This window comes from Pseudomonas sp. RIT-PI-r (assembly GCF_001297015.1).
Classification (GTDB): Bacteria; Pseudomonadota; Gammaproteobacteria; order Pseudomonadales; family Pseudomonadaceae; genus Aquipseudomonas.
Window position 1 is genome coordinate 71,882 of record NZ_LIGE01000042.1, and the last position, 12,146, is coordinate 84,027.

Consider the following 12,146-nt stretch of genomic DNA (forward strand, 5'->3'; position numbering starts at 1 on the left):
ATGAACGCCTGCCAACGCGGTTTCAGCCTGATCGAAGTCGTGGTGACGCTGGCCCTGATCGGTCTGTTGGCGAGCATGGCCGCGCCGCTGACCGAGACCCTGGTGCGGCGTGGCAAGGAGCAGGAATTGCGCAACGCGCTGTACCAGATTCGCGATGGCATCGACGCCTACAAACGTGCGTTCGATGCCGGTTACATCGAGAAGTCGCTGAACAGCAGCGGCTACCCGCCGAACCTGCAAGTGCTGGTCGAAGGCGTGCGCGATGTGCGCAGTGCGAAGGGCGCCAAGTTCTACTTTTTACGCCGCATCCCGCGCGATCCGCTGGTGCCGGCCAAACGTGATGACGAAGGGGGTTGGGGCGTGCGCGCCTACAACAGTTCGGCTCAGAACCCGCGCGATGGCGAGGACGTTTTCGACGTCTATTCCCACGCCCGGGGCAAGGGCCTCAACGGCATCGCCTACCGCGAGTGGTGAACCTCATGCGCCGGGAAAAAGGTTTTACCTTGCTGGAGCTGATGGTGGTGATGGCGATCATCGCCACGCTGATGACCATCGCACTGCCGCGCTACTTCAACAGCCTTGATGCGTCGAAGGAAACCACCTTGCGCCAGAGCCTGTCGGCGATGCGCGAGGCGCTGGATCACTTCTACGGCGACACCGGCCGTTATCCGGATTCCATCGAACAACTGATCGAACAACGTTACCTGCGCAACGCGCCACTCGATCCGATCACCGAGCGCAAAGACCAGTGGGTGCTGATCGCGCCACCGGACGGTGTGGCGGGCGGCGTGGCCGACATCAAAAGCGGTGCTACCGGGAGGGCGCGTGATGGCAGCCAGTATTCCGAGTGGTAACCGCGCGCAGCAGGGTGGTTTCACCTATCTGGGCGTGCTGTTCCTGATTGCGGTGATGGGCATGGGCCTGGCCAGTGCCGGCGAGTTGTGGTCGACCGCTTCGCGCCGCGACCGTGAGCGCCAATTGCTCTGGGTCGGCACCCAATACGCCCAGGCGCTGCGCAGCTACTACCGCAGTTCGCCGGGGCTGGCTCAGTACCCGAAAGAGTTGGCAGACCTGCTTGAAGATCAGCGCTTTCCAGAGGCGAAACATCATCTGCGGCAGCTCTATCCAGACCCGATCGGTCAGGGCGAGTGGGCACTGCAACGCGGTTTCGATGGCCGCATCACCGGCCTCAACAGTCCCTCGACCGAGCTGCCGTTGAAGCAGGCGGACTTCCCGACGCAGTGGTCGGATTTCGACGGCATGCAGCGTTATTCGGACTGGCAGTTCGTGGCAGAAAAAGCCTTTCTCGACGGCACTGGCACTAGTAGCGGGGGCCCGGCCAAAGGCCAGTCGAATTTGCCCCAGGCGTTGCAGCCATGACTCGCCACTGGTGGTGCGCGCTGATTCTCACCGTGGCGGCGTGCTGCGCCCATGGCGGTGAAGAAGACGAAATGATGGGCTTCATCGTCGATGACACGATCTCGCACATTGGTCACGACTTTTACTACTCGTTCAGTGAACGCCTGCGCGACACCAGCCCGATGGATTTCAACCTGGTGGTGCGCGAGCGGCCCGACGCGCGTTGGGGCAGCCTGGTGACCGTGGAATATCAGCAACGCCTGGTTTATCGGCGCTTCCTGCCGCCGAATACCGTGGAACTGAAGGACGAGGCCTACGCGGCCGCCGACTGGGTTCGACGCCAGGTTGTCCAGCGCAAGCTGGAGGCTCTGTTGCAGGACACCACCGACCTTGAGAAGGACGAACTATGAACAGCACAACGTTCTCACGGCGCAGCGGATTCTGGATCTCGGGGTTGTTGATCGGGCTCGCCAGCGCTGCCGCTGTCCAGGCCACTGAACTGGTCTACACACCGGTCAATCCGTCGTTCGGCGGCAACCCGCTCAACGGCACCTGGTTGCTCAACAACGCTCAGGCGCAAAACGATCACGACGATCCGGACATCCAGAGCCGTTCGGCGGTGGCCGGGACATCGGCACTGGAGCGCTTCACCAGTCAATTGCAATCGCGGCTGCTAGGGCAGTTGCTGGACAACATCTCCACCGGCAACACGGGGAGCCTGTCCACCGACTCTTTTATCGTCAACGTCATCGACGACTCCGGGGCACTGAGCATTGAAGTGACCGATCGAGCGAGCGGTGAGGTTTCGGAAATTCAGGTGAACGGCCTCAACCCATGACGGGCTGACGGTTCCGGGGAGAACGGACATGAAAAAGATCATCGCGTTAGGGCTGCTGTTGGCGACATTACAAGGGTGCAGTCTGCGTGAGCCGATGTCGGCCGAGCAGGACACCGAAACCCCGACCCTGACCCCCAGGGCTTCGACTTATTACGACTTGCTGAAGATGCCGCGACCCAAGGGCCGGTTGATGGCGGTGGTATACGGCTTCCGTGACCAGACCGGGCAGTACAAGCCGACGCCGGCGAGTTCGTTTTCCACCAGCGTGACCCAAGGCGCGGCGTCGATGCTGATGGACGCGATGCAGGCCAGTGGCTGGTTTGTCGTGCTGGAACGGGAAGGGCTGCAGAACCTGTTGACCGAACGCAAGATCATTCGCGCCTCGCAGAAGAAGCCGAATACGCCGGTGAACATTCAGGGTGAGCTGCCACCGTTGCAGGCGGCGAACATGATGCTCGAAGGCGGGATCATCGCCTATGACACCAATGTGCGCAGCGGTGGGGAAGGGGCGCGGTATCTGGGGATTGATTTGCAGCGTGAGTATCGGGTGGATCAGGTGACCGTCAACTTGCGTGCGGTGGATGTGCGCAGTGGGCAGGTGCTGGCGAATGTGATGACCAGCAAGACGATTTATTCGGTGGCGCGCAGCGCGGGGATTTTCAAGTTCATCGAGTTCAAGAAGTTGCTTGAGGCTGAGGTTGGGTACACCACGAACGAGCCGGCGCAGCTTTGTGTTCTGTCGGCGATTGAGGCGGCGGTGGGGCATATGGTGGCGCAGGGGATTGAGCGGCATTTGTGGCAGGTGGCGGGGGACAGTTCTGTGCCTGGGCAGGATGATGTGTTGAATCGGTATTTGACCCAGAACAAGATTGATCCGGATGCTGAGTGAGGTTTTTGCTGTTGAGCTTGGCGGCCTGATAGCCGACCAGGCTCTCTCGGTCGAAACCGGTTTAAACCTGTAGGAGTGAGCCTGCTCGCGATAGCTATCTCTCAGACACAGTTGCTATTGCGGATGTACCAGAATCCTTGTGGGAGCTGGCTTGCCAGCGATGGCGGCCTTATAGCCGACCAATCTCTGGCGGATGTACCCAGTTCCAATTGTGGGAGCCAGCCTGCTGGCGATGATTTTCTGGCTGGCTGAGTACATATCCATTCCTGCGGCAACGGCTGCTTAGGGTTTCGCCCTTACGGCGACTCACTGTTTTTACAAGCGCCAAAAAAAAGTAAGCAAAAAAACGCTTGCTCCTACGTTCGGCCCGCTCGCTAAGGCTCGGGGTTCCTTCGCTCCGGGATCGATCCGGGCGCAGCGCCTACGGTTTGCTGCGCTGCACCTCCTCTCGCTGTGTTTGGCTGCGCCAAACGGTCGCTGCGCTCCCACCCCCGGATCAATCCCTGCGCTCAGCCTGCCGACGTCGCTCGTGGATCAAGATCAAGAGCTGCAGCCGAGCTTGCGCTCATCCTGCGAGTGGGGCGGCTGCGCCGCGAATTTCATGTAGGAGCTGCCGGAGGCTGCGATCTTTTGGTCTTGCGTTTGTAGGAGCAAAGCTTGCTCGCGAAAGGCGGTGTGACAGCCAACCAATCCCTCGCATGTATACCTTTCTCGGTGGGTGCTGGCCCGCCAGCAATGACGACCCCAACTTCCCCAAACATTTGGATCTCCACCCCGGAATGTTAGGCTCCCCCCCAATCCCTGCATTCTGTGAAGGAAGGCTTATGTTGAAGGTGTTCGCTCTACTGACGCTGCTGGTGTCCAGCGCCGTCCAGGCGCAAACCACGCTGCAATCCGATCTCCCATTGAAGTACCTCGAGCAGGTTCATCCGGACGCGGAGCCGCGTCCGTTGGTGATTTTCCTGCACGGCTACGGCAGTAACGAAGCGGATCTGATCGGGATGAAGTTCCAGCTCCCGGCGCAGTACAACTACTTGTCGGTGCAGGCGCCGCTGTCGTTGGGCGAGGATCGCTATCAGTGGTTTCGCAAGAAGGGTGAGGGCGCTTACAACGGTGAGACGGATGATTTAAAGGCCAGCGGGCAGAAGCTGCGCGACTTCATTGCGCAAGCCGCGAAGAAATATCACGCCAGGCCGGACAAGGTGTACCTGATCGGCTTCAGCCAGGGCGCGATGATGACCTACGAAGTGGGGCTGCGACCGCCGCTGGCCGTGGGCGGCATCGCGGCGTTGAGCGGGCGTTTGTTGCCGGTGTTGAAAGCCCAGCTCAAGGCCGAGCAACAACCGCTGCCGCTGAACATCTTCATCGGCCATGGTACCGCCGATGATCGCGTGCCGTACCACGACGGTACCGAGGCCAAGGCGTTGCTGGAGAAGCTGGCTTACACACCGCAATTCCATGCCTATCCAGGTGTCGGCCACAGCATCACTGCGGCCGAGCTGCGGGATTTGAATGGCTGGTTGCAGCAGCTCAATCCTTGAGGATGGTTTTTACCAGGGCATCGTGACCTTTCTTGTCGCTGGCGCGTGAGATCACCTGAACCAGCGCCATTTTCGTGCCGGAGCCGGCCAGCAGCGTGGTGTTGAGGGTCTGGCCGCCGCCTTGGGTGGCGGTGCTGTCGACTTGACGCAAACCGAGGCCGGTGCCTTTCTGGGTCAGACTTTTCTCCGTGAGCTTGTTGAAATCCGGCAAGGCTTTGCGTTGGTCTTCGATGAAGCTCGAGACGCTGCCGTCGAGAAATTCGCCGTCATTGTCCTTGACGTTCTGGCCTTCAGGAATCTGGTTTTCGGCGGCGATGACCACGGTTTTGGTGGACTCGTTGGTGTACATCGTGCCGGTGGCGCCGCCGGGGCTGGCCGGTAACGGATCAGCCACGAAGCCTTTAGGCAGAGTGAAAGTGAACTTGCCGCCGAGCAGCGAGACTTGCTCGGTCGTGGCTTTTTCCTTGGCTTTGGCCGCCTGAGCGTTGATGGCGCCGAGACCGGCGACGGCCGCCAGCAACATGATGACGGCTTTCTTGCTCAACAATGACATTCGAATCTCCGAGGGATGGACGCGCTAGGTGGGCGATCATCCCACGCAGCGTGCTGTCACTCCAGCGCGGTTCGTCAGGGTTACTGTGCCTGCTGCTGTTTCGCCACCGGCCGGACCAGCAATTGGCGGGTCACGCCGAGCATGGCCACGGAGACCGCCACGCCGACCGCGAATCCGCTCAGTCCCAGGGTGGGCAAGGTCAATGCCGCCACCAGGCAGAACGCCGAAAACGAATACATCCCCGTCGCGGTTGCCCGTAACAGCACGGCAGTAAACGCCGGGCCACGGGTTTGCTGGGAAAACACCGCCATCACGCTGCCGAGCACCGGGAACACCGCGAGCAGACCGCTCCAGCGCTCGCCGACGGTACTGGCCAGCATCGTCACCACCAGCGTCAGCGCGGCGCCGGCGATCATCCGCCAGATCAGTTTGTCCGACTTCGGCGCCGGGCCGTTGAGCACTGGCTGTACCTTAGGAAACAGGTAAGGCGACGAAAGCAGAGCAATCGCGGCCGCCGCCACAGAGAACGGCAACGACGCGGGAACGAGCGACAACAGCAACGCCAGTACGCCCCAGACCGCCAGCGAAATCGTCAGCGCCCACGGCCAGTTCGCGCGCTGTGCGACCTGCGCATAGGTGATGCAGAAGGCAATCATCGCGAACATCGCCGATAACGCCGCCACCGCTGAGTGAGCGGCAAACGCCGGCCCCTGCTCAATGGCGAGGAAAAACAGAATCGGCCCGACCACCACCGGCAACCCGGACAGCCAACCGGCCACGCTTGGCCCCCAACGCTTGCCCGCGAGGGAAATCAGCAGCAGAAAACCGGGAATCAACAGCAGTTTGAGGATCAGCACGCAGGGGGCTCCGTCAGGTGGTGACGGCCACGTTAGCACTGCCGATCAGAGATTGCTGCAAATGTGTGCGTATTTTGTATACAACATCCGCGTTGCAATAGCCGACTATGCTCTGACTATCAGAGCTTGCAGGAGTCGATACCGCCATGAACAGAGCGCCAAAAGTGTTACGAGGTTGTTGCGGCATCGGTTTGTGGGCGCTGTTGCTGACACCGACCTGGGCCAACTGGCAAGACGCGGTGCCAGGTGCGCAGATCATCGGCACCGGCGATTTCAGCGTATTCGGATTCGATGTGTACAACGCGCGATTGTGGAGCGCCGCCCGGCCTTTGGCTGACGGTCAGCCGTTTGCCCTGGAGCTGATCTACCGCCGCAGCATCTCCCGCGAGGATCTGGTCAAGGCCAGCGTCGACGAAATCAGGCGTTTGGGCGGCGCCAATGTCAGCCCCGTGCAATTGGCCGGCTGGCAGATCCAGATGCAGCAATCGTTCATTGATGTGCAGGCCGGCACGCGGATTACCGGGGTGTATCTGCCAGGTCAGGGTGCGCGGTTTTTTGTCGGTCAGCAGTTGCAGCATGAAATCGATGATCCGCAGTTTGCCCGGGCGTTCTTCGATATCTGGCTGGATCCGCGTACGCGCAGTCCCGAGTTGCGTGAGCAGTTGTTGGGTGTCAGTCGATAGATTCTTTTGCGCTTCAAGGCAGCAACTGAAACGTCTAAGCTGCATCTTTCCGACTTGTTTCAGGATGTGTGCGTGAAATTCAGTTTGCCCAAAATCGCCACCGCGCCGTTTTGCCCGCCGGAAGTGGCCGGCAGCGTCGCGGTGGATCCGAATGCCTCGTTCTTCAAACGCGTGCTGCGTTTCGCCGGCCCAGGATTGCTGGTGTCGATCGGCTACATGGACCCGGGCAACTGGGCAACCGCCATCGAGGCCGGTTCGCGATTTGGCTACAGCCTGTTGTTCGTGGTGTTGCTGGCGAGTCTGGCGGGCATGGTCGTGCAATGCCTGTGTTCGCGCCTGGGCATCGCCACTGGGCGCGATCTGGCGCAACTGTCGCGCGAGCGCTACAGCACGCCGACCGCACGTTTGCAGTGGGTGTTGGCGGAGATCTCGATCATCGCCACCGACCTTGCCGAAGTACTCGGCTGTGCGCTGGCGTTTCACTTGTTGCTCGGTTGCTCGCTGACCTTCGGCATTGCCCTGACGGCGTTCGACACGTTACTGGTGCTGGCTCTGCAGAACCGGGGCTTCCGCCGACTGGAGGCAATCATGCTGGTGCTGGTCGCCACCATCGGCGTGTGTTTCTTCGTTGAACTGGTGCTGATCAAGCCGTATTGGCCGGACGTGTTCAGCGGCTTCAAACCCTCGTTGTCGGCGATCAGCGATGCTGCGCCGTTGTACCTGGCCATCGGCATTCTCGGCGCGACGGTGATGCCGCATAACCTCTACCTGCACACCTCGATTGTGCAGACGCGCATGATCGGCAAGGATCTGGCCAGCAAGCAGGACGCGGTGAAACTCGCGCGCATCGACACCATCGGTTCGCTGGCGTTGGCGCTGCTGGTCAACGCGGCGATCCTGATTCTCGCGGCAGCGGCGTTTCATCAGTCGGGGCATACCGACGTAGTCGATATCCAGGACGCCTATCACTTGCTTGATCCGCTGGTCGGCGGGGCATTGGCCAGCGTGCTGTTCGGCGTGGCGTTGCTCGCTTCGGGGCAGAGTTCAACCTTCACCGGCACCATCGCCGGCCAGGTGATCATGGAGGGTTATCTCAACCTGCGGATTCCGTGCTGGCAGCGGCGCCTGATCACCCGTGGGCTGGCGCTGATTCCGGCGTTCATCGGCGTGTGGCTGATGGGCGATAACGCGGTGGGCAAGTTGCTGGTGCTGAGCCAGGGGGTGTTGAGTTTGCAGCTGCCGTTTGCGTTGTACCCGCTGATTCGCATGACCAATGACCACAAGCTGATGGGGCCGTTCGTGAATCGCTGGCCGACGCGGGTGTTGGCGTGGGGGTTGTTTGTGGTGATCAGCGGGGCGAATGCCTGGTTGATTTTGCAATGGGCTGGCTGAGTTTTTGCGGTGTCTGGGCTGGCCCCATCGCGAGCAGGCTCACTCCTACAGGATCGGGTTCACAAATCCCTTGTAGGAGTGAGCCTGCTCGCGATGGCGTCAAAACATTCAACAAATATTTCGAACAGACAAAAAACACCCGGTGCAACGCAAGCTGCACCGGGTTTTTGTTGCCAGCAACCAGCGGATGTCGTGGATCCGCCGTCTGCCGTTGAACTCGATATTTAAACGCGTTCCAGCGCCAGCGCCACACCCTGACCGCCGCCAATGCACAGAGTCGCTAGACCCTTTTTCGCATCTCGCTTGATCATTTCATGCAGCAGGGTCACCAGTACGCGGCAACCCGATGCACCGATCGGGTGACCGAGGGCGATGGCGCCGCCATTGACGTTGACCTTGTCCAGATCCCATTGCAGATCCTTGGCCACCGCCAGCGATTGTGCAGCGAAGGCTTCGTTGGCTTCGATCAGGTCGAGCTGGTCGATGTTCCAGCCAGCCTTGTCGAGGCAGCGGCGGGTGGCCGACACCGGGCCGATGCCCATGATCGCCGGGTCAACGCCGGCGTTGGCGTAAGCGGCGATTTTCGCCAGCACTGGCAAACCCAAGGCTTTGGCTTTTTCTGCGCTCATCAGGATGACTGCGGCGGCGCCGTCGTTCAGCGACGAAGCGTTGCCAGCGGGGACGCTGCCGTCCTTCTTGAACGCTGCACGCAGTTTCGCCAGCGATTGCGCCGTCGTGTCGCCACGTGGCTGCTCGTCGACCTTGAACGCGACCGGATCGCCTTTGCGCTGCGGGATCAGGATCGGCGTAATTTCATCGACAAAGCGACCGGCCTCAATGGCAGCGGCGGCTTTCTGCTGGGAAGCGGCAGCAAAAGCGTCCTGCTGTTCGCGACTGATCTCGTACTTGTCGGCCAGATTCTCGGCGGTAATGCCCATGTGGTAATCGTTGAACGCATCCCACAGGCCATCGCTGATCATGGTGTCGACGATTTGCGCGTGGCCCATGCGCAGACCGGTGCGTGCGCCCGGCATCACATAGTTGGACAGGCTCATGTTTTCCTGACCGCCGGCGATGATCACGTCGGCATCGCCGCAACGGATTGCCTGTGCGCCCAGGTGCAGAGCCTTGAGGCCTGAACCGCAGACCTTGTTCAGGGTCATCGCGGGCACCGCGTGTGGCAGGCCAGCCTTGATTGCCGACTGACGTGCCGGGTTCTGGCCGGCACCGGCGGTCAACACCTGGCCCATGATCACTTCATCAACCTGCGCACCGTCCAGACCGGTCTGCTCGAGCAACTGGCGGATCACCGCCGCGCCCAGATCAACAGCGGACACGCTGGCCAGGGAACCCTGGAAACTGCCGATCGCTGTGCGCGTGGCGGCAACAATTACGACGTCTTGCATTTTCGAATTCCTCACTCGGCAGCGAACTGCATTTCCGGTACGTGATCCGGGACGATCAGTTTACCAGCGGTTTTGGCGACGATTTCCTCGACGCTGACGCCAGGTGCGCGTTCCTTGAGGACAAAAGCGCCATTTTCGATTTCCAGGTAGGCGAGGTCGGTCAGCACGCGCTTGATGCAACCGGCGCCGGTCAGCGGCAGGCTGCATTTGGCGAGCAGCTTGGACTCACCGTCCTTGGATGCGTGGGTCATGATCACGATGATGTTGTCGGCGCCAGCCACCAGATCCATCGCGCCGCCCATGCCCTTGACCAGTTTGCCGGGGATCATCCACGAAGCGATGTTGCCCTCGACGTCGACTTCGAACGCGCCGAGCACCGTCAGGTCGACATGACCACCGCGGATCATCGCGAAGGATTCGGCGGAGTTGAAAATCGACGCGCCGATGCGCGCGGTCACAGTCTGTTTGCCGGCGTTGATCATGTCGGCGTCGATGGTCTCTTCAGTCGGAAACGGGCCCATGCCGAGCAGGCCGTTTTCCGATTGCAGCATGACTTCCATGCCTTCGGGAATGTAGTTGGCGACCAGGGTCGGAATGCCGATGCCAAGGTTCACATAAAAGCCGTCCTGCATTTCGCGGGCGACGCGCTGAGCCATTTGTTCGCGGGTAAGTGCCATGTTGTTATTCTCCGTCAGCCTGAATTATTTGCGGATGGTGCGCTGTTCGATGCGTTTTTCGAACGTGCCGCAAATGACCCGATCGACGTAGATGCCCGGGGTGTGGATCTGCGAGGGGTCGAGTTCGCCGGGTTCGACGATTTCTTCGACTTCAACCACAGTGATCTTGCCGGCGGTGGCGGCCAGCGGGTTGAAGTTTTGCGCGGTGTGGCGGTAGACGACGTTGCCGAAGTGGTCGGCTTTCCAGCCTTTGACGATGGCGAAGTCGCCGGTGATGGATTCTTCCATCAGGTACTTGCGACCCTTGAATTCACGCACTTCCTTGCCTTCGGCGACCGGGGTGCCGACGCCGGTGGCGGTGAAGAAGGCCGGAATGCCGGCGCCGCCCGCGCGCATTTTCTCGGCGAGGGTGCCTTGCGGGGTCAGGATGACTTCGATGTCGCCCTTGAGCAGTTGCTCTTCGAACAGCTTGTTTTCGCCGACGTAGGAGGCGATGACTTTGCTGATCTGACGATCGGTGAGCAGCACGCCGAGGCCGAAACCGTCGACGCCGCAGTTGTTGGAGACGACGGTGAGGTCGCGGGTGCCTTTGCGTTTGATCTCGGCGATCAGATTTTCCGGAATGCCGCACAGACCGAATCCGCCGGCGATGACGGTCATGCCGTCCTCAAGCCCGGCCAGGGCTTCCTCATAGGAACTCACGCGCTTGTCGAAACCTGCCATATGCACCTCTTTTATTATTTGCGGGCGGCTGGCTAGCCGAATGATTGGAGTGTCTCGCTGGAGGATATATTTGTTAAGTTGATTTTTAAGGTTGATTGATTGATAAAGCTCAATAATCGCGTTATGGCTTGCCGCTTAACGCTTGATCGTTCCCACGCTCTGCGTGGGAATGCCTATAGGGACGCTCCGCGTCCAGTGACGCGGAGCGTCACGGGCTGCATTCCCACGCAGAGCGTGGGAACGATCATCAACGACGATCCTGAGGTTTGAGTATGACCATCAAACAGATTCGCGCCTTTCTCGCTGTGGCTCAAAGCCTGAGTTTCGCCGTGGCCTGCGAGCGTCTGCACCTGTCGCAATCGGCGTTGAGTCTGACGATCAAGGCGTTGGAGGAGGGCCTGGGCGGGCGCCTGTTCAGCCGCAACACGCGCAACGTTGCGCTGACCCCGGAAGGCGAATCGCTGTTGCCGCTGGCGCGACGGCTGATCGCCGACTGGGACAACACCGAAGACGAAATGCGCCAGCGCTTCAGCCTGCAACGCGGACGCGTGACGCTGGCGGCGATGCCGTCATTTGCCGGCAACCTGTTGCCGCCGATTCTGAAAACGTTTCGCGCGCGTTATCCAAACGTCAACGTTACGGTCAACGACGTCATCAATGAACAGGTGCTGGAAATGGTCCGCGACCGTCAGGTTGAACTGGGCGTAGCGTTCGAGCCGATGCAGAACACTTCGATGACATTTACGCCGTTGTACATGGATCGCTTCGTCGCAGTGGTGCCAAAGGATTCACCATTGGCGCAGCGCGCTGAGATTGACTGGCAGACCTTGTTGCAGGAACCGTTCATTACCTTGCAACGGCCGTCGACGGTGCGGGTGATGCTGGAGGAGCACTTGCAGGCGCGCGGAAAGAAGTTGCCGGTGGAGTTTGAAAGTCATCAACTGGCAACGGTCGGCAGAATGGTTGCCAGCGGACTCGGTGTCAGCGCGGTGCCAGCGTTGTGCGCCGAACAGATGCTGGAACTCGGCGCGCACTGCCTGACACTCAACGACTCGGTGGAACGGGCCATCGGCGTGCTGACCGAACCGGGCAATGAACTCTCGGCAGCGGCGCAAGCACTGTTCGATATCCTCCAACAGGAACACTACGCCTGAAACACACCCCTCCGAGTAGGAGCTGCCGCAGGCTGCGATCTTTTGATGTTGTTGTTCAAGATCAAAAGATCGCA

General features: G+C 60.4%; 15 protein-coding genes. 10 read left to right on the forward strand and 5 right to left on the reverse strand.

Annotated features, from left to right (window positions below):
• The 7 genes from AK821_RS25425 to AK821_RS25455 all read left to right on the forward strand — a co-directional run bounded on the left by AK821_RS25425 (nt 1) and on the right by AK821_RS25455 (nt 4,627).
• Complete coding sequence (locus AK821_RS25425; RefSeq protein WP_007919393.1) at nt 1–474, forward strand: type II secretion system protein; 474 nt, start codon at nt 1–3, stop codon at nt 472–474.
• Nucleotides 475–479: 5 nt separating this feature from the next.
• Nucleotides 480–854, forward strand: a complete 375-nt coding sequence (locus tag AK821_RS25430; RefSeq protein WP_064392635.1) for a type II secretion system protein — start codon at nt 480–482, stop codon at nt 852–854.
• Nucleotides 829–1,380, forward strand: a complete 552-nt coding sequence (locus AK821_RS25435; RefSeq protein ID WP_064392637.1) for a type II secretion system protein — start codon at nt 829–831, stop codon at nt 1,378–1,380. Before AK821_RS25430 ends, AK821_RS25435 begins: the two co-directional genes overlap by 26 nt.
• Nucleotides 1,377–1,769: a curli production assembly/transport protein CsgE gene (csgE, locus tag AK821_RS25440; protein ID WP_064392640.1), complete on the forward strand. Its 393-nt coding sequence runs from the start codon at nt 1,377–1,379 to the stop codon at nt 1,767–1,769. The genes AK821_RS25435 and csgE overlap by 4 nt, the downstream gene beginning before the upstream one ends.
• Entirely contained in the window at nt 1,766–2,197 is a 432-nt protein-coding gene (locus AK821_RS25445) for a curli assembly protein CsgF (protein ID WP_064392641.1), read from the forward strand. The genes csgE and AK821_RS25445 overlap by 4 nt, the downstream gene beginning before the upstream one ends.
• 28 nt (nt 2,198–2,225) lie before the next feature.
• Nucleotides 2,226–3,086, forward strand: a complete 861-nt coding sequence (locus AK821_RS25450) for a CsgG/HfaB family protein (RefSeq protein WP_064392643.1) — start codon at nt 2,226–2,228, stop codon at nt 3,084–3,086.
• 824 nt (nt 3,087–3,910) lie between these two features.
• On the forward strand, nt 3,911–4,627 hold the full coding sequence (locus AK821_RS25455) for an alpha/beta hydrolase (RefSeq protein ID WP_064392645.1): 717 nt from the start codon (nt 3,911–3,913) through the stop codon (nt 4,625–4,627).
• On the opposite strand, the gene AK821_RS25460 is transcribed toward AK821_RS25455, so the two are convergent.
• Together AK821_RS25460 and AK821_RS25465 are read right to left on the reverse strand one after the other, a co-directional pair.
• Entirely contained in the window at nt 4,617–5,180 is a 564-nt protein-coding gene (locus tag AK821_RS25460; protein WP_064392647.1) for a hypothetical protein, read from the reverse strand. The two genes, AK821_RS25455 and AK821_RS25460, sit on opposite strands and share 11 nt — an antisense overlap.
• Before the next feature lie 80 nt (nt 5,181–5,260).
• On the reverse strand, nt 5,261–6,037 hold the full coding sequence (locus AK821_RS25465; protein WP_064392648.1) for a hypothetical protein: 777 nt from the start codon (nt 6,035–6,037) through the stop codon (nt 5,261–5,263).
• Between the two features lie 146 nt (nt 6,038–6,183).
• On the opposite strand from AK821_RS25465, the gene AK821_RS25470 reads away from it, so the two are divergent.
• Both AK821_RS25470 and AK821_RS25475 read left to right on the forward strand, forming a co-directional pair.
• Nucleotides 6,184–6,720, forward strand: a complete 537-nt coding sequence (locus AK821_RS25470; RefSeq protein WP_064392650.1) for a chalcone isomerase family protein — start codon at nt 6,184–6,186, stop codon at nt 6,718–6,720.
• Nucleotides 6,721–6,792: 72 nt separating this feature from the next.
• Nucleotides 6,793–8,112 carry an Nramp family divalent metal transporter gene (locus AK821_RS25475; protein WP_064392651.1) on the forward strand — a complete coding sequence of 440 codons (1,320 nt, stop codon included), beginning with the start codon at nt 6,793–6,795 and terminating at the stop codon, nt 8,110–8,112.
• A gap of 224 nt (nt 8,113–8,336) precedes the next feature.
• On the opposite strand, the gene AK821_RS25480 is transcribed toward AK821_RS25475, so the two are convergent.
• Genes AK821_RS25480 through AK821_RS25490 form a run of 3 tightly spaced genes read right to left on the reverse strand, consistent with a single transcriptional unit; the run spans nt 8,337 to nt 10,918 of the window.
• Nucleotides 8,337–9,518 (reverse strand): acetyl-CoA C-acetyltransferase, encoded by a 1,182-nt coding sequence (locus AK821_RS25480; RefSeq protein ID WP_064392653.1) that lies wholly within the window; start codon nt 9,516–9,518, stop codon nt 8,337–8,339.
• A gap of 11 nt (nt 9,519–9,529) precedes the next feature.
• On the reverse strand, nt 9,530–10,195 hold the full coding sequence (locus tag AK821_RS25485) for a CoA transferase subunit B (RefSeq protein WP_064392655.1): 666 nt from the start codon (nt 10,193–10,195) through the stop codon (nt 9,530–9,532).
• A 24-nt stretch (nt 10,196–10,219) separates the two neighbouring features.
• Complete coding sequence (locus tag AK821_RS25490) at nt 10,220–10,918, reverse strand: CoA transferase subunit A (protein WP_007919568.1); 699 nt, start codon at nt 10,916–10,918, stop codon at nt 10,220–10,222.
• Nucleotides 10,919–11,190: 272 nt separating this feature from the next.
• Here AK821_RS25490 and AK821_RS25495 point away from each other — a divergent pair, with 272 nt between their 5' ends.
• Nucleotides 11,191–12,072 carry a LysR family transcriptional regulator gene (locus AK821_RS25495; RefSeq protein WP_064392657.1) on the forward strand — a complete coding sequence of 294 codons (882 nt, stop codon included), beginning with the start codon at nt 11,191–11,193 and terminating at the stop codon, nt 12,070–12,072.
• The last annotated feature ends 74 nt before the right edge of the window (nt 12,073–12,146 follow it).